This window comes from Pseudomonas fluorescens NCIMB 11764 (genome assembly GCF_000293885.2).
GTDB classification, from domain to species: Bacteria; Pseudomonadota; Gammaproteobacteria; order Pseudomonadales; family Pseudomonadaceae; genus Aquipseudomonas; species Aquipseudomonas fluorescens_B.
In genome coordinates, this window is sequence record NZ_CP010945.1 from 4,218,753 (window position 1) to 4,242,596 (window position 23,844).

Consider the following 23,844-nt stretch of genomic DNA (forward strand, 5'->3'; position numbering starts at 1 on the left):
AGCCGTATCACGCATACGAAACACGACGGCCCACCAAAAAGGCGGGCCGTTGTGCGTAGAACTTGGCGATTGGATCAGTCCTGGCGGCTGGTCACTTCCAGCAAGTGGTAACCAAACTGAGTCTTGACCGGACCTTGCACCACGTTGATCGGTGCACTGAAGACCACGGTGTCGAATTCCTTGACCATCTGGCCTGGACCGAACGAGCCCAGGTCACCGCCTTGGCGGCTGGACGGGCAGGTGGAATTGGCTTTGGCAATTTCGGCGAAATCGGCACCCGCTTCGATTTGGGCTTTGAGTTCGTTGCACTTGTCTTCGCTGGAAACCAGGATGTGACGGGCAGTGGCTTTAGCCATGGGAAATACTCCTTTCAATGTTCAATAAACTGCGGAGCCTACCGGATTCAGTGGCCCATTTCTTCTCAAAGTTCCTTCCAATGCCTAAAGGCCAGCCTTTCGCAGGCGTTCGGCGTGCTGCACATACAAATCAATGGGGTTGATGCCCTTGCGTACCCGACCGGCTGTCTGGTTGATGCTGTCCAGATGGTCGAGCGGGTAGTCGGAACGGATCACTTTGCCCAAATGAGAGCTGAAGCGTCCGACCATGCCGTCGTTCTGGTCGGCTTCGGTGGTGAAATAGCGAGAAAACGCCCTTGCGAACCCGTTCAGCGGATCGAGTGCATCGAGCCCTTCATCAAGAGCGGTCCCTTGCAACGTGCCGCTCCAGGAATAGTAGCGAACCCCGTTGACCTGTTCCCGACCCTTGCCGCCCCAGTTTTTGGGCAAACCTTGGGGGTATTTTTCATTAAATTCGTAGACACCTTCAGTGGTCAGCGCATTCAACGCGGCGATAGCGTTCTGCGGCAGCTGCGGGTTGCCACTCAGCAACGACAGGAAATCGGCGAACAAGGTGGCGACCGCTTCGGCAGCGCGTTCCGGGAGGCGTCCGGGCGTCAGTGCCTTGCGCAGGAAGTCCGCCAGTTCCGAGCCGTGGTTCGGTCCGCTGACCGACGTCACCGACGCTACGATTTGCGGCGCTATCGCTGCGGCATAACGTGCGGCCAGTGCCCCCTGGCTGTGCCCGATCAGGTTGACCTTTTCTGCACCGGTACCCTCCAGCACGCGTTCGATCTGTGCCAAAAGCTGTTCACCGCGTGCTTCGTTGGTATGGGTAGCCGACAGGTGAGGTATGAACACCCTGGCGCCGTCGCTGCGCAGTGCTTGCTTGATGTCCTGGAAGAGTTCGAACGGGCCGATCCGGTCGAAACCGAACAGGCCGTGAACCAGCAGGATGGGATAGAGAGTGCTTGCATTCCGTTGCATGTTCGTACCTTTTCGCGGGAGTTCGAGGAAGTGTTCGGGCCTCACTCTAAAGCACTCGGGCGTTCGCGCGATGTCTGAAAATGCCGCGGTGAAGGGGTGAAAAACGGAATAGGTAAGGTAGGAATACTCGAATCAGCAGGAGGCTTTTTTCGGAATGCCCGGACGTCCTTTAACCGGAGGTAGCGCAGAGTTCTGCAATGCCCTACCTCCGACATGTCATTTGCCTGTCATACCGCTCGCAACCGTTCCGCCGCCGACCGCAACAACGCTTCCGTCCCGTCCCATCCCAGACAACCATCCGTTACCGAAACGCCATACCGCAGCGTCGGGCTCAACGGCTGGCACCCCTCGAACAAGTGACTCTCGATCATCATCCCGATCAGCGAGCGATCACCTTGCAGACGCTGCTCAAGCACATCGTTGAACACCGCCGGTTGACGCAGCGGGTCTTTGCCGCTGTTGGCGTGGCTGCAGTCGACCATGATCCGTGCCGGGATCTTCAGTTTGGCCAAGTCGCTGTTCACTTGGGCGACGCTGTCGCGGTCGTAGTTCGGGCCGCGATGGCCGCCGCGCAGTACCAGGTGCGTATCAGGATTGCCCGGGGTCTGAATGATCGCCGGATGCCCCTGACTGTCGACACCGAAATGCCGATGCGGATGGGCTGCCGAGCGCATGGCGTCGCTGGCAACGCCGACGCCGCCATCGGTGCCGTTCTTGAAGCCGACCGGCATGCTCAGGCCACTGGCCATTTCCCGGTGGATCTGCGACTCGGTGGTGCGAGCGCCAATGGCCACCCAGCTGAGCAGGTCGTCGAAGTAACCGGCGGCCATCGGCTGCAACAGTTCGGTGGCGACCGGTAAACCCAGCTGGAGTATTTCGCGCATCAGCTCGCGGGACAGGGTCAGGCCACCGGCCATGTCATCGCTGCCATCCAGGTGCGGGTCGTAGGCCAGGCCTTTCCAGCCAACCGTGGTTCGGGGTTTTTCGACGTAGGCGCGCATCACCAGCAGCATCTCGTCGCTGACTTCGGTGGCGAGGCGGGCGAGGTTGCTCGCGTATTCGAGGGCGGAGCGGGGATCGTGAATCGAGCAAGGGCCGACGATGACCAGCAAACGGGAATCTTCACCGTTGAGGATCGCGCGGACCGCGTCGCGGTGGGCGGCGACTTGGCGAGTCAGGGCGTTGCTGAGGGGCAGTTGCTGTTTGAGTTGCAATGAGCTTGGCAGACGCAGGGTCAGCGCTTCATTGGCAGGGCTCAGGGTAGACAGCGGCAGAGCAGAGACGGACGAGTTCATATTCAGGCTTCCTGGGCGGGCGGCGGGTTTGTTCCCGCACGCTCGGCCCTACTGGGGTGTTCGACAATTGGCCGGATTGGCTGCGTGTGTGTGCTTGCCACCTGTGGGTGACCGATCGGAGGCGGCAGGCTGTCCCGAGCGGAGGCTGCTAAATCGCCAGGCGGTAAAACTGTCGTAACGGTAATAAGTGGCGTAGTTCATGTCGTGAATCCTCGAGTTGTCTGGTTATTGCTGAAAAGTGTCTGGGGCTGAAAAAACAAAACCCCCGGTCGGGAGGCCGACCGGGGGTTGAGAATTCTCTGGTGGCGACCCGTTTAAAATGGGCGCCGTGTGGGTATCAGGCGCGCCAGTGGCTAAACCAATACCCAAAATAAAAGCTGACCGGAGCGCAAACGACGTTCACCCGGGCAGCCGCAACCGAGCGCGGGGCGCTGGCGGAACGAAGCTGTGAGAGGGTGTTGAACATGGTCTGTCTCCGATGGATGCGCCGAGCTTACTAGAGGCCGGTACACGGATTCAATCACAAATTGCTATCGATCAGTCGCGGCGTTTTCTATTGCTTGAGTGCGTCGGGGGTTGTGACACACTCGCCGTTTAAACAAATGCACCACGCCGTAAGGACGAACCATGACGACGCTGACCATCGCCGCCGCTCAATCGATCTCTATCGCGGGAAATCTGGCCGCCAATATCGCCCGGCATCAACGTTTCATGCAGGTGGCGGCGGAGCAGGGTGTGCAGTTGCTGGTGTTTCCGGAACTGTCGCTGACCGGGTACGAGCGCGGGCTGGCCGCTGAGCTGGCCATTGCGCCGGAGGACGCTGTGCTGCAACCGCTGCGGGATTTTGCGCTGGAAACTGGCGTAACGACCGTGGTCGGGATGCCTATTCGTCTGTCGGAGAATTCGCCAGTGTTGATCGGCGCGCTGATCTTCGGCGCCGATGGCTCGCTCGGGGTCTACAGCAAGCAGCATCTGCATCCCGGCGAGGAAGTAGCGTTTGCACCGGGCTACGGCGGTTCGACCCTGACCATCGGTGACGCCACGGTCGCCCTGGCGGTGTGCGCCGATTTTTCCCACGCCAGCCATGCGGCCGCAGCGGCGCAACAGGGCGCCAGCCTGTATGCCGCGGGCGTGCTGATTACCGAAAACGGTTACGCCCCCGATACTGCGTTGCTGCAGGGTTATGCCGTCACGCACTCGATGGTAGTGCTGATGGCCAACCATGGCGGTGCGACGGGGGGCTGGGAGTCTGCAGGACGCAGCGCCATCTGGGCGTCGGACGGTTCGCTGATTGCCGCCGCACCTGGCACCGGCGATCTGCTGGTCGTTGCTCAACGCAAGGCTGACGGCTGGGCGGGGCGCGTCGTCGCCGTCGCGGAGGCCTGATGGGGTTCGATTTACGTCCGGCGACGGCGCAGGATCTCGACTTTGCTCGTGAGCTGACCTGTACAACCATGCTCCGCTACTACATTCAGCACGATCTGCTGTGGCAGGACGAGGCCTTTGATGTGGCCTGGGCGGGACGGGAAAACTGGCTGATCGTGCGCGATGATGTGCGGCTGGGGTATGTGAGCCTGAGCCGAGACGCAAGGGCCTTGTACATCCGCGAATTGCACGTGCTCGAAGGCTACCGGGGGCAGGGTGCCGGTTCCTGGGCGATCGATCAGGTATTGGCAATGGCGTGCAAGGAGCGGCGACCGGCATTGCGCTTGACGGTTTTTGAAAATAATCCGGCAAAAGTGTTGTACGAGCGAAAGGGCCTGACAGTGGTCGGTAAAGACGAGTGTTTCCTGAGAATGCAGCGCGATGTCGATGCCTCGTATCGCTGAAACACGCATAAGACAAGCCTTTCAAGATGAATTGAAACTTTTTATATGACGCTTGCCGCTAGGTCTGCCAGTCGCTTTTTGCTAAGGTGTCGGCAACTCAATAAGACCATATCGCGAGGTGTCTGCTTGATTAGGGTGCTAGTAGTCGATGACCATGATCTCGTTCGTACAGGCATTACACGAATGCTGGCTGACATCGATGGCCTGCAAGTGGTCGGCCAGGCCGAGTCAGGCGAAGAATCCCTGCTCAAGGCGCGTGAGTTGAAACCCGATGTGGTGCTGATGGACGTCAAGATGCCCGGTATCGGCGGTCTTGAGGCCACCCGCAAATTGTTGCGCAGTCATCCGGATATCAAGGTGGTTGCGGTCACCGTGTGTGAGGAAGATCCGTTTCCTACACGGTTGTTGCAGGCGGGAGCCGCAGGTTACCTGACCAAAGGTGCCGGGTTGCCGGAAATGGTCCAGGCCATCCGCCTGGTGTTTGCGGGGCAACGCTACATCAGCCCGCAAATTGCCCAGCAACTGGCGATCAAATCCTTTCAGCCGACCAACGATTCGCCGTTCGACGCCTTGTCGGAACGGGAAATCCAGATCGCACTGATGATTGTCGGCTGCCAGAAGGTGCAGATCATTTCCGACAAGTTGTGCCTGTCGCCCAAAACCGTGAACACCTACCGTTACCGAATTTTCGAAAAGCTTTCGATCAGCAGCGATGTCGAGTTGACGCTGTTGGCGGTTCGTCACGGCATGGTTGATGCCAGCCTCTGATAATGACTGACACCTTTGATCCAAGTGCTTTCCTGTCGACGGTCAGTGGACGCCCCGGCGTCTACCGCATGTTCGACAGCGACGCGCGCCTGCTCTATGTCGGCAAGGCCAAGAACCTCAAGAGTCGCCTGTCGAGTTACTTCCGCAAGTCCGGGCTCGCTCCGAAGACCGCTGCACTCGTGGCACGTATTGCCCAGGTCGAAACGACGATCACGGCCAACGAAACCGAAGCCTTGCTGCTCGAGCAGACGCTGATCAAGGAATGGCGCCCGCCCTACAACATCCTGCTGCGCGATGACAAATCCTACCCGTACGTGTTTCTCTCTGATGGCCAGTTTCCACGCCTGAGTATTCATCGCGGTGCGAAGAAGGCCAAGGGCAAGTATTTCGGTCCCTATCCCAGCGCCGGTGCGATTCGCGAAAGCCTGAGCCTGCTGCAAAAGACCTTTTTCGTGCGCCAGTGCGAAGACAGCTATTACAAGAACCGCACGCGGCCGTGCCTGCAATATCAGATCAAACGCTGCAAGGCGCCCTGTGTCGGCCTGGTGGAGCCCGAGGTGTATGCCGAAGATGTGCGGCACTCGGTGATGTTCCTCGAGGGGCGCAGCAACGCGCTGACCGACGAGTTATCCGCCGGCATGGAAGAGGCAGCGATCAACCTCGAGTTCGAGCGTGCCGCCGAATTGCGCGACCAGATCTCGTTACTGCGCCGGGTCCAGGATCAACAGAGCATGGAAGGCGGGACGGGTGACGTCGACGTGATCGCCGCATTCGTCAACCCGGGCGGTGCCTGTGTTCATCTGATCAGCGTGCGCGGTGGCCGGGTGCTGGGGAGCAAGAACTTTTTCCCGCAGGTGGGTATTGAAGAAGACGTTTCCGAAGTCATGGCCGCGTTTCTCGGTCAGTACTTCGTCAGCAGCCCTGAACGGGATTTGCCGAGCGAGCTGATCGTCAACGTGGTTCACGAAGATTTTCCTACGCTGATCGCGGCCATTGAGGAGTTGCGTGGTCGCGAACTGACCATCAGCCACAGGGTTCGCGGGACGCGGGCCCGCTGGCAGCAATTGGCCGTGACCAACGCCGAGCAGGCACTGGGCGCGCGCCTGGCCAACCGCCAACACGTCGCCGCGCGTTTCGATGCCCTCGCCGACGTGCTGAAACTGGATGAGCCACCGCAGCGCCTGGAGTGTTATGACATCAGTCACTCCAGCGGCGAAGCGACCGTGGCGTCCTGTGTGGTGTTCGGTCCCGAAGGCCCGATCAAGTCCGACTACCGGCGCTACAACATCGAAGGCGTCACGCCGGGCGATGACTATGCCGCGATGCACCAGGCCCTGACCCGACGTTTCAGCAAGCTGAAGGACGGGGAGGGCAAGCTGCCGGACATCCTGCTGGTGGACGGCGGCAAGGGGCAGTTGTCCATGGCGCGCGATGTGCTCAATGAGCTGGCGGTGCCCGACCTGATTTTGCTGGGCGTGGCCAAGGGCGCGACGCGCAAGGCCGGTTTCGAAACCCTGTACCTTAACGACGCCGCCCACGAATTTACCTTGCGTGGTGATTCCCCGGCGTTGCATTTGATCCAGCAGATCCGTGACGAAGCCCACCGATTCGCAATCACCGGGCACCGTGCCCGTCGTGGCAAAACGCGTCGCACGTCTACACTGGAGGGCGTTGCAGGCGTTGGACCAACACGCCGGCGCGATTTGTTGAAACATTTTGGTGGATTGCAGGAGCTGTCTCGTGCCAGCATCGACGAGATCGCCAAAGCCCCCGGGATCAGTAAAAAGCTCGCAGAGTTGATTTATGCAAATCTGCACAGCGAGTAGAATGCCACCTCACCTCGTAGCCAGTTGTGCCGATGAATATCCCTAATCTGATTACCGTTCTACGCGTCCTGCTTATCCCGATCTTCATTTTACTGTTTTACCTGCCTTACCAATGGAGCTACCTGGCGTCCGCTTCGGTCTTTGCGTTTGCCGCCGCCACGGACTGGCTGGACGGTTATCTGGCTCGACGTCTGGAGCAAAGCACGCCGTTCGGGGCTTTCCTCGATCCGGTGGCCGACAAACTGATGGTCGCCGTGGCGCTGGTGTTGCTGGTGCAGGAACACGGTAACCTGTGGCTTACGCTGCCGGCCGCCGTGATCATCGGTCGAGAAATTGTCGTCTCGGCGCTGCGGGAGTGGATGGCCGAGCTCGGTGCTCGTGCTCACGTCGCGGTGTCGAACCTGGGCAAATGGAAAACCGCTGCGCAAATGCTGGCGCTGGTGATCCTGTTGGCCAATCCGTCGGATTTCACGTTCTGGGTTCTGGTGGGTTACGCCTTGCTGCTGATCTCTGCGGGCCTGACGCTGTGGTCCATGGTTCAATATTTGCGGGCTGCCTGGCCGCATCTGAAGACCGACGTGGAAAAGAAATAAACTTTTTTGAATCAAAGGGTTGACGGGGCATCTGGATTCTATAGAATGCGCCTCACCAAGACGCGGGAATAGCTCAGTTGGTAGAGCACGACCTTGCCAAGGTCGGGGTCGCGAGTTCGAGTCTCGTTTCCCGCTCCAGATGTTGTTTTGCAGAGCTCCATTGGGCGCTGCAAAGCTAGAAAAATAGAGGCTTCGGCCTCTTTTTTCGTTCCTGCGATTTCTATCGAAATCTACCAGCAGCCACGGATTTTAAGTACATCAATAAGTACCTCGAAATCCGGGTTTTGCTCGTAGCAGTTTCCAGATAGATGATGCATCGCCGGACCCGTACAACTCTCCTCAATCGAACGAGACGAGGGGATGTACCCATGCCGTTGACCGATACGGCAGTTCGTAACGCCAAACACTACGGAAAAACTACACCCTCAAGGATATGGATGGGGTGTACCTGTTCATCGGCGCCAAAGGCGGAAAAAGCTGGCATTTCCGTTTCTATTGGCCAGGCCGGCAGGTTCGTATCTCACCAGGCAGTTATCCGGACATCAGCCTCAAGAGTGCGCGAGGCACGAGACCAGGCCCCACCTTGGTGGCACAGGGAGTTGTTTTCCGTGCAAGCAGGAAGGAGGAGCATCTGGCAGCTTGTGCTGCGGGCCCCCTTCATCTCGTGGAATCGGGATGAGTTATGAATTTTGGTGGCTATGGTGTCTGGAGAGTCCGGGGCGATTCACACTAATGTTCTCACCAAGCTACCGAACTCCTCGCAGCTCCAGGAGCTGAGCGCTTACGAATGTAATGAATGAAGTAGGGGAGTTATCCAAAGCGACCGGTAATGTAGTCTTCTGTCTGCTTCACTTTTGGTGAGGTGAAGATCTTATCGGTCACATCATGCTCAATCAATTCGCCCATGAACATAAAGGCGGTGTAGTCCGACACGCGTGCGGCTTGCTGCATGTTATGGGTCACGATGATAACGGTGTATTGCTCTTTCAACTCAGTAATCAACTGCTCTATACGCCCGGTGGAAATCGGGTCAAGAGCAGAGGTCGGTTCATCTAGAAGCAATACTTGGGGGCGCAAAGCGATGGTGCGCGCTATACACAGGCGCTGTTGCTGGCCACCCGACAGGCTCTGTGCGCTTTGTTTGAGCTTGTCCTTTACCTCGTTCCAAAGCGCTGCACCGTGGAGTGCTTGCTCTACGCGTGCATCCATTTCATGACGGGAGAGCTGTTCGTGGTGGCGCACGGCATAGGCAATGTTGTCGTAAATGGACATCGGAAACGGCACCGGTTTCTGAAATACCATGCCGATATGGCTACGTAGCCGGTTCATCGAGTAATCAGGGGCGAGAATATTCTCACCGTTAAGCAGCACCTCGCCGCGCGCCTCCTGCTTCGGGTACATGGCGTAGATGCGGTTGAATACCCGCAATAATGTCGACTTCCCGCAACCTGAAGGGCCAATGATCGCAGTGATGCGTTTCTCTGGAATATCCATATCGATGGATTTCAGAGAGCGCTGGCTGTTGTAAAAAAAATCCAGGCCGCGAACGCGAATTTTGGTTTTTTCGTTAGCAGGATCATGGCTCTTCATCAGGTCGACCTATTGCGTAAAAGGATCAAGCGGGACAGTAAGCTGAGTATCAGTACAAACAAGGTCAGTACCAATGCGCCAGCCCAGGCTAAGGAGTGCCAGTCATCGAACGGGCTCATGGCGTACTGGAAAACCACCACGGGCACGCTGGCAATCGGTTTCAGAAGATTGCTGCTCCAGAACTGGTTGCCGAACGCTGTAAACAGCAGCGGTGCTGTTTCACCGGTAATTCTGGCCAGTGCGAGAAGCACACCGGTCACCACACCCGCTTTTGCAGCCCGCAATACGATTTGCAGAGTCAGTTTCCATTGTGGGACGCCTAATGCCAGCGCGGCTTCCCGCATGGTTGAGGGTTGTAACTGAAGCATCTCGTCAGTGGTTCTCACGACCACTGGAATCACCAATAGCGCCAATGCCAGGGCGCCGGCGATAGCGGAGAAACCGACTTGGTGGTTAGTCAGTATGTTCAACGGCAGGATAACGCCGGTGTAAATGAATAGGCCCAGCACAATGGACGGTGCCGACAGCAGAATGTCGTTAATGAATCGGACTGTGGTGCCCAGGCGCGAGTGGCGTGCGAATTCCGCTAGCCAGATTCCCGCCATCAAGCCAATCGGCGTACCGATCAGCAAGGCGATAGCGGACATCAAGGCACTGCCATAGAAGGCGTTTGCCAGACCACCTTCGGTACCAGGTGGCGGTGTCATCTGTGTGAAGAGACGAAGATTGAGCGCCTGAAATCCGTTGATTACCGTAGTCAACAGAATCCAGACCAACCAAATGAGGCCGAATGCCGTGGCGCCACAACTGAGCACCATTGCAAGCCGGTTCTTGACGGCGCGGATTTGGTAGAGACGTTCGTTACCAGTCATAGACCCTCCTTGCGTGAAAGCCGCATAAGCAGGAGTCGTGCTAACGCCAGCACAATAAAGGTGACGACAAACAGCAGGAAACCCAGCGCGATGAGTGCCGAGCGATGCAGGTCGGTATAGGCCTCGCTGAACTCGTTGGCGATTACTGACGCGATGGAGCTGCTTGGCATCAGCAATGAGGCGGAGAACTGTTGGGCATTACCCAGCACGAAAGTCACCGCCATGGTCTCGCCCAATGCCCGTCCGAGGCCCAGAAAAACTCCCCCGACAACCGCAGATCGGGTGTAAGGCAGAACAATGTCCCAGACCACTTCCCAAGTAGTGCTACCAAGTGCGTATGCAGACTCCTTGAGGGTTGTGGGAACACTACGGAACACCTCATGCATGACAGAGGTGATGAAGGGCATGATCATGATTGCCAGCACAATGCCCGCTGTCAGCATGCCAATTCCTAATGGCGGCCCCTGAAACAGCGAACCGACCAAAGGAAGTTCACCCAGATAGTCATTGATCCAGGGCGACAGGTTTTCTGCCATGAACGGGCCGAAAACGAACAGCCCCCACATTCCATAGATAATCGATGGAATCCCCGCAAGCAATTCAACCGCCGAGGCGACGGGCATCCGCAGCCAAGGCGGTGCTACTTCAGTAAGAAAAATCGCAATGCCAAAGCTGACCGGAACGGCAATCAGTAACGCCAGAAAAGAGGTCACTAAGGTGCCGTAAATTGGCACCAGCGCACCGAAGTGGTTATTGACGGCATCCCATTCAGTGCTTGTAAGAAAGTCGAGACCAAAGGTCTTGAGCGCAAGACTACCGCCCCAAAGTGTCGAGGCTGCGATGCTCGCCAGTAGCAACAGCACCAGCATTGCGGCGCCCAGCATTGAACGCTTGAACCAGAGATCATGACGCTGATCGCGAGCCGCACGCCTATCACTCGTTACGTCGCCAGTGTGAAGGGGCATGGTCAAAGGTTGGACTGTGTCGTTCATCATACGTCTGCTCACAAACAAACCCCTTCGCCAGGCAAAACGGGCTTGAGGAAGGGGGCTTTTGAATGTTGCTGGATCAATGGGCGAAGTCAGACTTCCAGTAACCTTCAATCCGCTTTACCAGGGAGTCAGGCAACGCGACATAGTCCAGCGCCGAGGCCTGTTGCTGACCGTTCTCCAACGACCATTTGAAGAAGTTGAAGGCGGCTTGGCTTTGCTCGGCATTCTTTGGCTGTTTGTACATGATGATCCAAGTGGTCGCCGTGATCGGCCATGCGCTATCACCAGGCGCGTTGGTCATGATCAGGTTGAAATCCTTGGCGTTAGCCCAGTCCGCAGTGTCGGCAGCCGCTTGGAACGCTTTGGAGTTGGGCTGAATGAATTTCCCGGCGGCGTTTTTCAACTGCGCGTGCGTCATCTTGTTTTGCAGGGCGTAGGCGTACTCAACATAACCGATTGAGTTTTTGATCTGTTTTACGTAGGCGGAAACACCTTCGTTACCTTTGCCACCTACACCGACGGGCCAAGGCACCGCGGTGCCAAAACCGATTTTCGATTTCCAGCCATCACTCACTTTGGAGAGGTAGTTGGTGAAGTTATACGAGGTACCGGAGCCGTCAGAGCGGTGAACGACGGTGATTGTGCTGCCGGGCAATTTCATGCCCGGGTTCAATGCGACGATAGCCGGGTCGTTCCAGACGGTAATTTCACCAAGGAAGATTTTCGCCAGGGTCTCACCGTCGAGCTTCAACTGGCCCGGCGCGACCCCTTCAATGTTCATCACCGGCACGATGCCGCCAATGACACTGGGAAACTGGCCCAAGCCACCAGCCTTGAGATCATCGGCAGACAACGGTGCGTCAGACGCACCAAAATCCACTGTTGCAGCCTTGATCTGAGCGATACCGCCACCCGACCCGATCGACTGGTAATTGATACGGTTGCTGGAGCTTTTGCTGTAGTCCTGCGACCACTTGGACAAAACCGGATAGACAAAACTGGAGCCCGCGCCAGTAACATCGGTTGCATGAGCAAGGCTGCTCATGCAGAGGGAAGCCAACAAGACAGACAGGCTTTTTTTAGTCAGCAACATCACGACAACACCTCAATGGAAGGGGTCAAGTGGAGGTACCCACCTAGTCAGAGAAGTGACGATTTAATTCTTTATTTATTTCTGTCTGATGACCGTTTCGGCGCTTTCAGTAATATTTTGAAATAATTGTGAGCCGATCTTATTTTGCGCGTTTGCACGTCGAAAAATGCTCGACTGCACCAGCCCCCAGCCCATGGGGCTGCCGTTTTTTTCCTCGTATGCGGTATCGATGGCGGGAAGCCGAGTGAGTTCAGGCCGGCCAGCCTTGCTCACATAATGGACAAATAGGCCATGAGCAAAACGCCCAGGATTGCAGTAATGACATTAATGCCAGGGCCTGCATTGACGCTGTAGCCAAGGGGGATCTCAACGGGCTTGAGGGTCTTGATCACCTTTTTGTATTGCCAGGATGACCAGCAGGCAACCCATGAGCCCAGCATGAGAAAAGCCAGTCCGATCCAGAACGAAAAATGTTTTCCAGGCGGCCCCCAAACGCCCGGCTTTAGCATCTGTAGCAGTAGCCCGGATCGTTCAATCAAAAAGCCAAAGGCCATCAGCGAAAGACTGGTTCGGTTCCACGCCAGCAAGGTTCTCTCAGCAGCAAAGAACACGCGTGGATCGTTCAGGTCGGACATTAAAATCTCCTTGTGCAAACAAGTTTTGAAACTGCTCCGCTCAGGGTAGCCATCTCGACCCGGGGCCTTGTAGTCGTGGCACATAAATAAACGGGTATCGTCGGGCCACTCGAACAACTTTTGAATGGACTGGAAGAGTTTTCGCGCATCGCCACCGGGAAAATCGCATCGGGCAGTGCCGTAATCAGGCATGAACAGCGCATCGCCGACAAAACCGGCATCACCGATTAGATCGGTCATGCAGGACGGTGTATGTCCTGCGGCCAGTGTGCAACGGCTGTCGTTCAGCGACGGTTACAGGTTTTGATGCCCAGCAAGGTGTAGAGAGGGCAGAAACGGAAAATGCCAGTGGCCAGGGGCAACAAACCGATCCAGCCCGCTGATCCCTGCGATACGCCGGTTGGCGACGACGAATAGACTGGCCCCCAGCTCAATCAATGCGCCACCGGCAAGGGATGACCAGGGAGTGAAGTTGAGCCAGTCGACATTAATGAAATTTCTCCGGCGCAAAAAATGTTGATACAGGGGTTGGATGACTGCCAATGCTGCGGGACTGCTGATGGGATAGGACACCTGCTTTCCGTGACTGCAGCGTATGCACATGACTAGATCGCTTTCACCAGCAAGGCCACCGCAACTACCATGGAAACTGCGGCGAAGCCTTTTTGTAAGTGTGGACCCGCTAGCCGTGCCGCGATCAGACGCCCGCCGACCATTCCGACCAATGCTCCAGTGGAAAACGGAATGGCGACTGCCCACTGCAAGTGCCCGGCTGCCGAGCTTGCAGCAACGCCGGAAATTGAAACCAGCGCGATAACGGCCAGTGACGTTGCGAGCACTGATTGCGCGGTCAAATTGGTGTATCGCTGGAGCGCCGGCACCATCACAAAGCCACCGCCCACGCCGAGCAAGCCAGAGAGCCCTCCCGCGACAATGCCAGAGACGGTGAGTGCCCACGCACACGGACCAGTCCAGTTAAGCTTTCCTCGGTTGACGTCCAATAGACAAGGTGGTGGTTTGGATGTGACGGGGGGCTTCGACTCCGTGGAGGGCGCGAGCGATCGTTGATAGACCCGAAACGCAACGTACATCAGCACGAAGGCAAACAGGATCGTCAACGGGCGATTGGGTGTGCGCTGCGCCAGCCAAAGACCAAGGGGAGAACAGACGATCCCCGCGCCTGCAATTAGAAGCGCCGCTTTATAGCGGACGGTGCCGTTTTTGAGTCCCATTACGGCACCCAGGGTCGCGGCTAAACCGACAGCCAGTAAACCAATTGGCCCTGCCTCGGCCATGCTCAAGCCGACTCCGAACACCAGTAATGGAACAGCCAGTATTCCTCCGCCGGCGCCGGTCAGCGCCAGAATGACTCCTACAGTAAGACCGAGCAGTAAGACCACGATCATCCCAGTCTCCTTGCCTTCAGGTCTGATTTCATACGTCAGCCATCTCGGGTTTCGCCATCCACTCATGGCCCTTGAGCATTCCCTTCCAATACAGCGGTGGAAGAATCCGCTCTTTGAGCAGCCATGCCAGCCTCGATGGCCGGGTACCGTCAATCAGCCAGGATGGAAAACTGGGGGCAACCTTGCCGCCATAGGTGAATTCAGCCAGTACGATCTTGCCGCGCTCAACCGTCAGCGGGCAGGAGCCGTAACCGTCGTAATGGGCGCTGCCTTTGGCTTTACCCATTGCGGCCAACACATTATGGGCAACGACGGGCGCCTGCTTGCGTGCTGCAGCTGCGGTCTTGGCGTTGCTGGTGTTGGTGGCGTCTCCCAGTGCGTGAATATTTGCCCAGGTTTTATGGCGCAGAGTGGCAGGGTCTACATCAATCCAGCCAGCCGCGTCAGCGAGAGGGCTGACCCGAACGAAATCCGGCGCAATTTGCGGCGGCACCACATGAAGTAGATCGAAGTCGCGCGTAACAATATGGGAGCTGCCATCCGGATTGACGCAGTTGAACGTTGCAGTCCGTGCGGGTCCATTCACGCTGGTGAGTGTGTTGCCGAAGTTCAGGTCGATACCATAGGCCGTGACGTATTTCATCAGCGCTGGCACATAATCGGGAACTCCGAACAGCACCGCGCCGGCGCTGCAAAACTCGATCTCGACTTTGTCCAATACACCGGTACGTTTCCAATGATCGGCAGATAGGTACATTGCTTTTTGCGGCGCCCCGGCACATTTGATTGGCATGGGCGGTTGCGTGAAAATGGCCCGGCCACCACGCAGTTGCTGCACCAGTTCCCACGTATAAGGCGCAAGGTGATACAGGTAGTTTGAAGTCACGCCGTTGCGCCCCAGGGTGTCCGACAACCCCTCGATTGCATGCCAATTGAGCTTCAGGCCGGGGCACACGATCAGTTGCTCGTATTTGACGACTCTGCATCCATCAAGAATGACGGCATTTCTCTCGGGTTCGAAAGCGGCGACCGCCGACTTGATCCAATGCACACCGCGGGGGATGGTCGAACCCATCGTGCGGGCAGTTTGGGGTGCATCGAAAACTCCACAGCCGACAAGTGTCCAGCCAGGCTGATAGTAGTGCACATCTGCCGGGTCGATGATGGCAACGTCGAGTCCAGGGTCTCGTGCCAGCAAGCTGGATGCCGTCGCGATACCTGCCGCACCGCCCCCGATGATGACCACTGTATGTTGCGCCTCAGCCACTTCGACCGGCGTGCGCCCTTGATTCACAATCCGGCGAATGACGCCTTTCATATCGAACCCGGCTTTTTTGGCGGACTCGACGATGTGTGGCAGGGATTGTTGGCCCGCTTGTGACAGCGCCCACATCGTTGTCGAGCGCATACCGGAACGGCAATAGGCCAACACCGGTTTTGGCAGTGTTTCAAGGAGCTTGCCGAAGGCAATACCTTGCTCGTCGGTGACTTTGCCTGATTCCGCGGGAAGGTAGTGCGCCTCGATGCCGAGCGCTTGGGCGGCTCGTTTGATTTCGGCAAACAAGGGTTGATCGCCGCCTTCACCATCGGGACGGTTACACACAATGGCGCGAAAACCGGCGTCTTTCAGTTCTGCCAATTGATTGGGAAAAATCTGTTCTGATACCGACAGTCCAGGCGCAAGGCAACGAATGTCCATAAGGGTCTCCGTTAAGGGTATTTTTCTTCTGAGTTTTTTGGGGGGAGGGCAACGTCAGGCGACGTTGAGCGGGATTTTCAGGTAGCGGGTCCCGTTCGCTTCAGGCTCAGGCAAGTGCCCGGCGCGCATGTTGACCTGAACGGATGGCAGGATCAGCGTCGGCATGTCCATCGATGCATCACGCTTGGTGCGCATCGCCACGAACTCCTCCTCACTGATGCCATTACGCACATGAACGTTGTGCGCGCGCTGGTCGGCAACGGTACTGACGTACTGCACCTCGCGGCCACCAGGCTGGTAGTCGTGGCACATGTACAGCAGGGTATTGGCCGGCAGACCCAACACCTTGTTGATTGACTGGAACAACGTCCGCGCATTGCCGCCGGGAAAGTCACAGCGTGCAGTACCGTAGTCCGGCATAAACAAGGTATCGCCGACGAATGCAGCCGTTTCGGTCCCATCGCTGATCACATAAGTCATACAGGCCGGTGTGTGGCCCGGTGTATGAAGTGCGTGGCATTGCAGCGTGCCAATGGCAAACGGCTCGTCATTAACGAACAGGTGATCGAACTGGCTTCCGTCGCGGGGCATCTCGCCACCAGTATTGAACAGCGTGCCAAACACCTCTTGCACCGTCGAAATCTGACTACCGATCCCTATTTTTCCACCGAGTTTTTCCTTCAGGTATGGCGCGGCCGTCAGGTGGTCCGCGTGGACGTGGGTCTCAAGAATCCAGTCGACCGTAGCATTGAGTTCGTTCACCCTCGCAATCAATTTGTCGGCAGACGTTGTGGCGGTGTGGCCGGATTTAGGGTCGTAATCAAGTACGCTGTCGATTAAAGCGCAGTGGTGGGTGGCTTCATCCAACACAAGATAGCTGACGGTATTGGTGGCAGAATCGAAGAATCCTTCGACGTGAAGTTTTACGCTCATGACCTGTCTCCTTAGGGGGCTTTTACCAAGCCGCTCACACTAAGGACTGACATAGCAATAAGTCTGCCAGACTCGGTCTGCACAAAAATATGCTGTTATCTATTTGATTTTATTCAGTTTAATTTTCTAAATGTGGTTTGAGCTTTTCTGCATCTGCCTCGATTCACTGCCATTGGCAGTGCTTGTTGACAGGGGTGGCAGTGCCACGACAGGATGGATGGATTCTTAGGAGCCGAGATGAAGACTATCCTGCCTACCCCAACCCATTCACTCCCGCACCCGGATCAAGTGCAGTCACTGGTTTCGTTTCTTGAGCACGAACCCCAGCCGATGATCGTGCTTGATCCGGACTACAACATCCTGGCAGCCAACACTGCCTATCAGCGGCAGTTTGGCAGCACTGACAAACCCTTTATCGGACATAAGTGTTATCAAATCTCACACCATTACGATGTGCCTTGTGATCAGGCGGGTGAGAATTGTCCGATGAAAAAGGCGCAGGAAATGCGCGGACCGGATCGTGTTTTGCACATTCACCACACGCCTCGCGGTCCAGAGCATGTCGACGTCGAATTGCGCCCGATTCTAGACGAACACGGTGTTATTACTGCCTACGTGGAGCGTCTCACCCTGGTCCGCAGTGCATCAGCACGACCCAGCAACGAAGGGTTGGTCGGCCGTTCACCAGCCTTTAATCGGGCGCTGTCAGAGCTGCAGCGGGTGGCACCATCAATGCTGCCAGTGCTGCTGCTAGGCGAGTCCGGTACGGGCAAAGAGCTGTTCGCCCGTGCCGTACATGAGACCAGCGAGCGGGCCACTGGACCCTTTGTCGTCGTTGATTGCTCTGGATTGACCGAAACGTTATTTGAGAGCGAACTGTTCGGCCATGAAAAAGGAGCATTCACCGGTGCCACCACGCGTAAGCCTGGCTTGGTTGAAACAGCCCAAGGTGGCACGTTGTTTCTCGATGAAATTGGCGATGTTCCACTGGCAATGCAAGTGAAGTTGTTGCGCCTGATCGAATCGGGCACTTATCGCCGTGTCGGGAGTGTCGAGACCCTTCACGCTAACTTCAGGTTAATTGCTGCGACCCACAAACCACTGGAAAAAATGATGGAGAAAGGCGAGTTCAGGCAGGACCTGTACTACCGCATCAGCGCCTTCCCCATTCAGTTACCGCCCTTGCGCAATCGGGTTGAGGACATTGGTTTGCTTGTGAATTCATTTCTGCAACGTGCCGGTACAGGCAAACGCCGACTGACGATAGATGCAGATGCTCTGATGCAATTGCAGCGGTTTTCCTGGCCCGGCAATATCCGTGAATTACGCAATGTTCTGGAAAGAGCCAGTCTGTTCGCTGACGATGGGGTGATCCGCTCCATACATTTGCCCCAGGTATCCGTGGTGGCGTCTGCTCAGGCCTCTACTTCAACTGCTTTCGACGGCAGCTCGCTGGCACAGGAACTGGCGACTTTCAAAGGTACCCGCAGTGAGCTAGCCAGGCACCTGGGTATTAGCGAACGGACTTTGTATCGACGATTGAAAGAACAAGGTCTGGCCTAGTAGTAGTGCTCAAGTCACAAGACTGCCAATGACTGCCAGCCCTGGCAGATTGGCAGCGCACTGGCCTGTCGACGCCTCTCGCGCATCACCGGCTTGCTGATTAAGTGACTGTTTTAAAACGATAAAATAAAACTTCTTGCCCTTGGCATGCCATGTGCTAACTGCATAGCCATGACCATTTCCGACAAACGACTTCGACGCCATCTGCTCACGGCAGTAGTGATCAAACTACTGGTGCTGACAGTGTTGTGGTGGCTGTTCATCCGGGATTCGCGCGTTAGCGTCGACTCGAACACCATCGGCGACAGGTTCGGTGTACCCACCTCGACTCAAGGGGCAAGCAAGTGATTTCAGAACACCTGGTGGATTTGTCTCGGCTGCAGTTTGCAGCCACTGCGCTTTACCACTTTCTATTTGTACCGCTCACGGTTGGCATGGTTTGGCTGCTGGTCATCATGGAAAGTGTCTATGTGATGACCGGTCATGTCATTTGGAAAGACATGACGCGTTTCTGGGGCAAGCTGTTCGGCATCAACTTCGCCTTGGGGGTGACTACGGGCATCACCCTGGAGTTTCAGTTCGGTACCAACTGGGCGTATTACTCGCACTACGTCGGCGATATCTTCGGAGCCCCACTGGCAATCGAAGGCATGATGGCGTTCTTTCTTGAATCGACCATGATCGGACTGTTCTTCTTTGGTTGGGATCGTCTGAAGAAAGAGCACCATTTGCTGGTCACGCTGCTGATGGCGATTGGTACAAACCTTTCGGCGTTGTGGATTTTGATCGCCAATGGATGGATGCAGAACCCGGTGGGTTCAGAGTTCAGTTACATCACCATGCGTATGGAGATGGTTGATTTTTGGGCGGTGGTTTTCAATCCAGTGGCGCAGGCCAAGTTTGTCCACACCGTCTCAGCCGGTTACGTCACCGGCTCGATGTTTGTGCTGTCGATTTCCAGTTGGTATTTGCTCAAGAATCGTGATGTCGAGTTTGCCAAACGTAGCTTCCGGGTGGCGGCAGCCTTTGGCCTGGCATCGGTGCTGAGTGTGATCGTATTGGGTGATGAGTCTGGTTACACGGTGGGTGAGGCACAGCAAACCAAAATGGCAGCCATGGAGGCCATGTGGGAAACGAAGCCTGCACCGGCAGGCCTGACGTTGGTGGCCAGTATTAATGAAGCCGAGTCCAAGAATAACTGGGAGGTTGAAGTGCCTTGGCTGATGGGCTTGATTGGCACACGATCTGTCAGCAAGCAAATTCCAGGCATTCATGAGATTAAAGAAAAGAACCGCGCTCGAATTCTCCGAGGCATTACCGCCGTCAATGCTCTTGAAGCCGTCAGGGCCAATCGCACCGATTCAGCAGCGCTCAAGACATTCGAAGAATACAAAGCCGATCTGGGCTTTGGCTTGCTGCTCAAGAAGTATGTCGAGGACGTCAACCAGGCAACGCCGGCCATTATCGAAATGGCTGTAAACGATACTGTCCCGCGGGTGACGCCTATGTTCTGGGCGTTCCGGATCATGGTAGGTCTTGGTTTTGCCATGCTAATGCTCTTCGGCCTTGCCTTCTGGAGCACCCTGAAGTCGACCTGCACGCGCCGCCGCTGGTTACTGCGTTGGGCGCTCTGCATGCTGCCTGCGCCATGGATTGCCTGTGAGCTGGGCTGGTTCGTCGCTGAGTACGGCCGCCAGCCCTGGACCATATACGGCGTGCTGCCGACCCACATGAGCGTATCCACGCTTAGCGTCAACAACCTCTATGGCTCGCTGGCAGGATTCATCGTTTTCTACACCGTGCTGCTGGTGGTTGAAATGTTCCTGATGATCAAGTTTGCCCGTCAAGGTCCAGGCAGCCTCGGTACCGGCCGTTATGTTCACGATGCCCATTTGAAGGAACTCCTCCATGCTTGATTACTTCACCCTGAAAATTATCTGGTGGGCGCTGGTCGGTGTACTGCTGATCGGCTTCGCCATCATGGACGGCCACGATATGGGGGTTGGCACGCTGCTGCCTTTTGTTGGCCGCAATGACATGGAGCGTCGCGTCGTTATCAATACCGTCGGTCCGCATTGGGATGGAAATCAGGTCTGGTTCATCACTGCGGGCGGCGCGTTGTTCGCGGCATGGCCAGTGGTGTATGCCACGGCATTCAGCGGGTTCTATTGGGCGATGATTCTGGTCCTCTGGGCGTTGTTCTTCCGCCCCGTGGGTTTTGACTATCGCAGCAAGATCCACAACTCCACCTGGCGCAGCACCTGGGACTGGGGACTCTTTGTGGGTGGGGCAGTGCCGCCCCTGGTGTTCGGGATCGCGTTTGGCAACCTGCTGCAAGGTGTACCGTTCCACTTCAACGACCTTCTGGTATCGACTTATACCGGCAGCTTCTGGCAACTGCTGAATCCCTTTGCACTTCTGACCGGCGTTGTGAGTAGTGCAATGATCACCTTACAGGGCGGTGCTTATCTGGCGCATCGCACGGAAGGTGTTATCCAGGCGAGGGCAATCAAAGGCGCTGTTGGCGCGGCGATTGTGCTGGTGTGCTCATTCACCTTTGCCGGTATCTGGTTGCAATCCATCGATGGTTATCGCATCACGTCAATCGTTGATACCGCCGGACTACCCGATATTCTCAACAAGTCCGTAGTGCGCGAAGCGGGCGCGTGGATGGCCAACTATGGTCACTTTCCTTTGTTGTGGCTGTTGCCCGTACTGGGATTGGTAGGCGCTGCAGGTGCCGCCATGTTGCTGATGATGCGTCGCACACTTTCGGCGTTTGTTGCCTCATCGCTTGCGGTGATCGCTGTCATCAGCACGGCGGGCGTGTCGATGTTTCCATTCATCATGCCGTCATCAACAGTGCCTGCGGCAAGCCTTACTGTGTGGGACAGCGTCTCCAGTCATTTAAGTCTGGCCATCATGTTCTGGGCCACGTTGATCTTCATGCCACTGATCGTGATTTACACCTCGTGGGCGTATCGCGTTATGCGGGGCAAGGTCACCGTCGCACAGATCAAAGCCAACGAACATTCAGCCTACTAGTGCCGGCAAAGGAGTAATAAACATGTGGTATTTCGCCTGGATGCTGGGAGTCGGTTTTGCATTGCTACTGGCTATATTGAATGCGATGTGGGGCGAGAACGAAGCTGGCCGAGCCTTGAACGACAACGACGAGAGACTGTCATGATGCCGCGTGTCGCTAACGCTCAGCCAACCTCACACATTCATGTACTGAGTTTGGTTATCGCTTTAGCGATCATGCTCGCTTGTACGCTCTATCCCCCCATGATGGCCGCCCCCGATGGGAAAGCTGACCATGGTCTGGCTACTGCATTATTCGCAGCTATGAGTGTGGCCTTTGTGAGAGGTGTGGGTTTTGTCCCGAGGATGCTCGTCTGGCGGTGGCTTTTCTCCGGCTGGACCTGCTTTGCGTTACTTGCAGTGGCTGGTTGGGTAAAGTTTCTACATTGAGAACTGGCGACAAGAAATGACGCAGCATTACCAAGCTATGACGTGACGGCATTCGCGCAGTCAGTGATAGCTTGGTTTCGTCTGAACTGACTCATTCAGTACCTTGGCCGATTGTCACTCCGTTCACCTTTTGCCCATAGAGATTGACCCCATCATTTGCGTGAAATTTTAATCGGGTCTGCTCGACAGAGCCGGCAATCATCCTTGGGTCTTTTGGTCGTTCGTGGCTGTTCATATAGGCTGCAACGTGCCACGCCTCATCGGAAGAGAGCGTTCCCCCCTGACCTAACGGCATATTCGATTTTATGAAGCCGGCAGCGGTATTGATTCGATGCATTCCCGCACCCCAGTTGAATGAGTCTTTACCCCAAAGTGGTGGAAACACATAGTCGCTTCCTGCTTTCTGACCTTCGCCTTCAGCTCCGTGGCATACAGAACACTGCTTGGCGTAGATAGCCTTTCCCTTGGCGAGATCAAAACCTCCGGCAGGTTCAGGAATCTCGGGATAAGAACGTCCGGGCAGTTCCTGTCCTGTAGGTGCACCCGTTGCGAGCCAGTATGAGTATGCGGTTAGAGCAGCGATGACTTGACTGTCCGCTGGAGGCGGTTTTCCGTTCATGCTGAACTGAAAACATCCTTGTAGACGCTCAGCGTAGGTGTTGACCTTGTCGTTCTTTTTTCGATAAGCGGGGTACATTGTGTAAGCTCCCCAAAGAGGAGCAGAGTCAGCTTTTCTTCCCTGTTCCAAATGGCAGTTGGTGCAATTTAATCCGTTTCCTACGAACTCGGATGCATTGGCTTTCGTATCTACAAAGATCGCGTGGCCTTGCTGGACTAATCGACCAAAAGCATTGTCGGGTAGCGTCTCCTCTGCGGGAGGGAGAAATGTGGGAGGCTTCTTCTGAGTTGGATTCGTGCTTTTGGGTGATGCGGTTGATTCTGCAATTTCAGTAGCACAAGCCATCGATATAATATTGAAAGTGATAAGTGCAGCGATGATGGATTTCATGGCTAGCCTCTATTTACTGAGCTCAGCAAAATATTGGGAAACAGCCTCGACCTCGGTATCAGTGAGCGAGCGTGCAATATGTCCCATGAGATCGTCTGGATCATTTTTTCGAGTTTTCTGCCGCCAAGCATTCAGTTGTGATGCGAGGTATTGAGCCGACTGGCCTGAGATCGGGGGAAAGGAGGCGCCGACTCCGATACCACTTGGACCATGGCACGCCACGCACTCGGGAATGTTCCGATCCCATGCGCCTCTCAAGGCCAGGATTTCCCCTGGTCCTTTCGCCACGTGCGCGCGGCTCACTGGTTTTACTGCCGGACTTGGCATCTTGGCGAGCATCACTGCGAGGGCATTCGACTCGTCTTCACTCAATGCCTGAGCGATTGGTTGCATTATTGGATTAGCTCTAGAGCCAGAGCGAAAATCAGTGATCTGTTTCGTCAGATATTCAGCAGGTAGGCCTGCAAGCCTTGGAAAACCAGCCGCAGTCATACCCAGGCCGTCTGCACCATGACAGGTTGAGCAGGCTATGACCCCTGGATTAGAGCCTCCTTGGGTGAATATTTTTTGTGCGTCCGCTGCAAAAGAGGGTGTCGTAAATGCACCGGATAAAATAAAAACTAATACCCATCGTGAGATTTCCATCGGGTAGCCTCATTGTTATTTTTTTATAACACGGGTTTCGATTAATTAGGTTAGTCGTAATGTAGGCGGATGTTATGACTTCTTTTTTGGCCGTGACGCGTTGACGCCAACACCGCATTAATCACTTGCTGATACACGACCGATCCACCGCTGCAGGGCTTCTTGACTCGTGTAATCAGGTGCAGAAGCGAATGGTAAAAATTGACCACTTTGCAATCTTGAAAAAAAGCGTACATCACCCCGTACATGTTTCCTGCTCCAAATTAAAAAAAAGCGCCACTCAATGAGTGGCGCTTTTTT

The 23,844-nt window shown here is 55.9% G+C and carries 24 protein-coding genes, 1 tRNA gene and 3 pseudogenes; 13 read left to right on the forward strand and 15 right to left on the reverse strand.

Translation table 11 applies throughout. The annotated features are described in order from the left end of the window. Positions 1 to 74: 74 nt before the first annotated feature. From B723_RS19390 to B723_RS19400, 3 genes are all read right to left on the reverse strand, one after another. A complete protein-coding gene (locus tag B723_RS19390) occupies positions 75 to 356 on the reverse strand; it encodes a peptidylprolyl isomerase (RefSeq protein WP_017339136.1) in 282 nt (93 codons plus the stop codon). An 84-nt stretch (positions 357 to 440) separates the two neighbouring features. Continuing rightward, complete coding sequence (locus B723_RS19395) at positions 441 to 1,322, reverse strand: esterase/lipase family protein (RefSeq protein WP_017339135.1); 882 nt, start codon at positions 1,320 to 1,322, stop codon at positions 441 to 443. Between the two features lie 227 nt (positions 1,323 to 1,549). Then, entirely contained in the window at positions 1,550 to 2,617 is a 1,068-nt protein-coding gene (locus B723_RS19400; RefSeq protein ID WP_017339134.1) for a 3-deoxy-7-phosphoheptulonate synthase, read from the reverse strand. 627 nt (positions 2,618 to 3,244) lie between these two features. Here B723_RS19400 and B723_RS19405 point away from each other — a divergent pair. The 7 genes from B723_RS19405 to B723_RS33995 all read left to right on the forward strand — a co-directional run bounded on the left by B723_RS19405 (position 3,245) and on the right by B723_RS33995 (position 8,312). After that, positions 3,245 to 4,003, forward strand: coding sequence for a carbon-nitrogen hydrolase family protein (locus B723_RS19405; RefSeq protein WP_017339133.1), 759 nt, complete (start codon positions 3,245 to 3,247; stop codon positions 4,001 to 4,003). Continuing rightward, positions 4,003 to 4,446 (forward strand): GNAT family N-acetyltransferase, encoded by a 444-nt coding sequence (locus B723_RS19410; protein ID WP_017339132.1) that lies wholly within the window; start codon positions 4,003 to 4,005, stop codon positions 4,444 to 4,446. The genes B723_RS19405 and B723_RS19410 overlap by 1 nt, the downstream gene beginning before the upstream one ends. Before the next feature lie 126 nt (positions 4,447 to 4,572). Next, positions 4,573 to 5,214: a response regulator transcription factor GacA gene (gacA, locus tag B723_RS19415; protein ID WP_008015884.1), complete on the forward strand. Its 642-nt coding sequence runs from the start codon at positions 4,573 to 4,575 to the stop codon at positions 5,212 to 5,214. Between the two features lie 2 nt (positions 5,215 to 5,216). Beyond that, on the forward strand, positions 5,217 to 7,040 hold the full coding sequence (gene uvrC / locus B723_RS19420) for an excinuclease ABC subunit UvrC (RefSeq protein ID WP_017339131.1): 1,824 nt from the start codon (positions 5,217 to 5,219) through the stop codon (positions 7,038 to 7,040). 32 nt (positions 7,041 to 7,072) lie between these two features. After that, on the forward strand, positions 7,073 to 7,633 hold the full coding sequence (gene pgsA / locus B723_RS19425; protein WP_017339130.1) for a CDP-diacylglycerol--glycerol-3-phosphate 3-phosphatidyltransferase: 561 nt from the start codon (positions 7,073 to 7,075) through the stop codon (positions 7,631 to 7,633). A 62-nt stretch (positions 7,634 to 7,695) separates the two neighbouring features. Next, positions 7,696 to 7,771 (forward strand) — tRNA-Gly (locus B723_RS19430). Between the two features lie 295 nt (positions 7,772 to 8,066). Then, complete coding sequence (locus B723_RS33995; protein ID WP_338012304.1) at positions 8,067 to 8,312, forward strand: Arm DNA-binding domain-containing protein; 246 nt, start codon at positions 8,067 to 8,069, stop codon at positions 8,310 to 8,312. Positions 8,313 to 8,443: 131 nt separating this feature from the next. Here the strand turns inward: B723_RS33995 and pstB are convergent, their stop codons facing one another. From pstB to B723_RS19475, 10 genes and pseudogenes are all read right to left on the reverse strand, one after another. Then, positions 8,444 to 9,223, reverse strand: coding sequence for a phosphate ABC transporter ATP-binding protein PstB (gene pstB / locus B723_RS19435; RefSeq protein WP_017339129.1), 780 nt, complete (start codon positions 9,221 to 9,223; stop codon positions 8,444 to 8,446). Next, complete coding sequence (gene pstA / locus B723_RS19440) at positions 9,223 to 10,095, reverse strand: phosphate ABC transporter permease PstA (protein WP_017339128.1); 873 nt, start codon at positions 10,093 to 10,095, stop codon at positions 9,223 to 9,225. Before pstA ends, pstB begins: the two co-directional genes overlap by 1 nt. Beyond that, the gene (gene pstC / locus B723_RS19445; RefSeq protein ID WP_414883952.1) at positions 10,092 to 11,060 is read right to left on the reverse strand and encodes a phosphate ABC transporter permease subunit PstC; all 969 of its coding nucleotides are present in this window, start codon (positions 11,058 to 11,060) and stop codon (positions 10,092 to 10,094) included. Before pstC ends, pstA begins: the two co-directional genes overlap by 4 nt. A gap of 103 nt (positions 11,061 to 11,163) precedes the next feature. Further along, positions 11,164 to 12,180, reverse strand: coding sequence for a phosphate ABC transporter substrate-binding protein PstS (gene pstS, locus B723_RS19450; RefSeq protein WP_017339126.1), 1,017 nt, complete (start codon positions 12,178 to 12,180; stop codon positions 11,164 to 11,166). A gap of 269 nt (positions 12,181 to 12,449) precedes the next feature. Beyond that, positions 12,450 to 13,076: pseudogene (locus B723_RS34160) on the reverse strand (DUF202 domain-containing protein); the annotation flags it as partial. 23 nt (positions 13,077 to 13,099) lie between these two features. Next, a pseudogene (locus B723_RS32385) lies at positions 13,100 to 13,201 on the reverse strand (YgaP family membrane protein); the annotation flags it as partial. Further along, positions 13,188 to 13,307, reverse strand: a pseudogene (locus tag B723_RS33700) (YeeE/YedE family protein); the annotation flags it as partial. The pseudogenes B723_RS33700 and B723_RS32385, both read right to left, overlap by 14 nt. 113 nt (positions 13,308 to 13,420) lie before the next feature. After that, entirely contained in the window at positions 13,421 to 14,221 is an 801-nt protein-coding gene (locus B723_RS19465) for a sulfite exporter TauE/SafE family protein (protein ID WP_017339124.1), read from the reverse strand. A gap of 28 nt (positions 14,222 to 14,249) precedes the next feature. Beyond that, a complete protein-coding gene (locus B723_RS19470; protein ID WP_017339123.1) occupies positions 14,250 to 15,920 on the reverse strand; it encodes a bifunctional protein tyrosine phosphatase family protein/NAD(P)/FAD-dependent oxidoreductase in 1,671 nt (556 codons plus the stop codon). Between the two features lie 54 nt (positions 15,921 to 15,974). Beyond that, a complete protein-coding gene (locus tag B723_RS19475; RefSeq protein ID WP_017339122.1) occupies positions 15,975 to 16,853 on the reverse strand; it encodes an MBL fold metallo-hydrolase in 879 nt (292 codons plus the stop codon). A gap of 237 nt (positions 16,854 to 17,090) precedes the next feature. Here B723_RS19475 and B723_RS19480 point away from each other — a divergent pair, with 237 nt between their 5' ends. From B723_RS19480 to B723_RS33705, 6 genes are all read left to right on the forward strand, one after another. Next, on the forward strand, positions 17,091 to 18,416 hold the full coding sequence (locus B723_RS19480; RefSeq protein ID WP_017339121.1) for a sigma-54 interaction domain-containing protein: 1,326 nt from the start codon (positions 17,091 to 17,093) through the stop codon (positions 18,414 to 18,416). A gap of 171 nt (positions 18,417 to 18,587) precedes the next feature. Then, positions 18,588 to 18,764 carry a cytochrome oxidase putative small subunit CydP gene (gene cydP / locus B723_RS34000; RefSeq protein WP_338012305.1) on the forward strand — a complete coding sequence of 59 codons (177 nt, stop codon included), beginning with the start codon at positions 18,588 to 18,590 and terminating at the stop codon, positions 18,762 to 18,764. Then, positions 18,761 to 20,332, forward strand: a complete 1,572-nt coding sequence (locus B723_RS19485) for a cytochrome ubiquinol oxidase subunit I (RefSeq protein WP_017339120.1) — start codon at positions 18,761 to 18,763, stop codon at positions 20,330 to 20,332. The genes cydP and B723_RS19485 overlap by 4 nt, the downstream gene beginning before the upstream one ends. Continuing rightward, on the forward strand, positions 20,325 to 21,461 hold the full coding sequence (gene cydB / locus B723_RS19490) for a cytochrome d ubiquinol oxidase subunit II (RefSeq protein ID WP_017339119.1): 1,137 nt from the start codon (positions 20,325 to 20,327) through the stop codon (positions 21,459 to 21,461). Before B723_RS19485 ends, cydB begins: the two co-directional genes overlap by 8 nt. Before the next feature lie 22 nt (positions 21,462 to 21,483). Next, on the forward strand, positions 21,484 to 21,606 hold the full coding sequence (gene cydX, locus B723_RS32390) for a cytochrome bd-I oxidase subunit CydX (protein ID WP_017339118.1): 123 nt from the start codon (positions 21,484 to 21,486) through the stop codon (positions 21,604 to 21,606). Beyond that, complete coding sequence (locus tag B723_RS33705; protein WP_017339117.1) at positions 21,603 to 21,890, forward strand: cyd operon YbgE family protein; 288 nt, start codon at positions 21,603 to 21,605, stop codon at positions 21,888 to 21,890. Before cydX ends, B723_RS33705 begins: the two co-directional genes overlap by 4 nt. Before the next feature lie 91 nt (positions 21,891 to 21,981). Here the strand turns inward: B723_RS33705 and B723_RS19500 are convergent, their stop codons facing one another. Together B723_RS19500 and B723_RS19505 are read right to left on the reverse strand one after the other, a co-directional pair. Then, positions 21,982 to 22,899, reverse strand: a complete 918-nt coding sequence (locus B723_RS19500; protein WP_017339116.1) for a c-type cytochrome — start codon at positions 22,897 to 22,899, stop codon at positions 21,982 to 21,984. A gap of 9 nt (positions 22,900 to 22,908) precedes the next feature. Continuing rightward, positions 22,909 to 23,544, reverse strand: coding sequence for a c-type cytochrome (locus tag B723_RS19505; protein WP_017339115.1), 636 nt, complete (start codon positions 23,542 to 23,544; stop codon positions 22,909 to 22,911). Between the last annotated feature and the right edge of the window lie 300 nt (positions 23,545 to 23,844).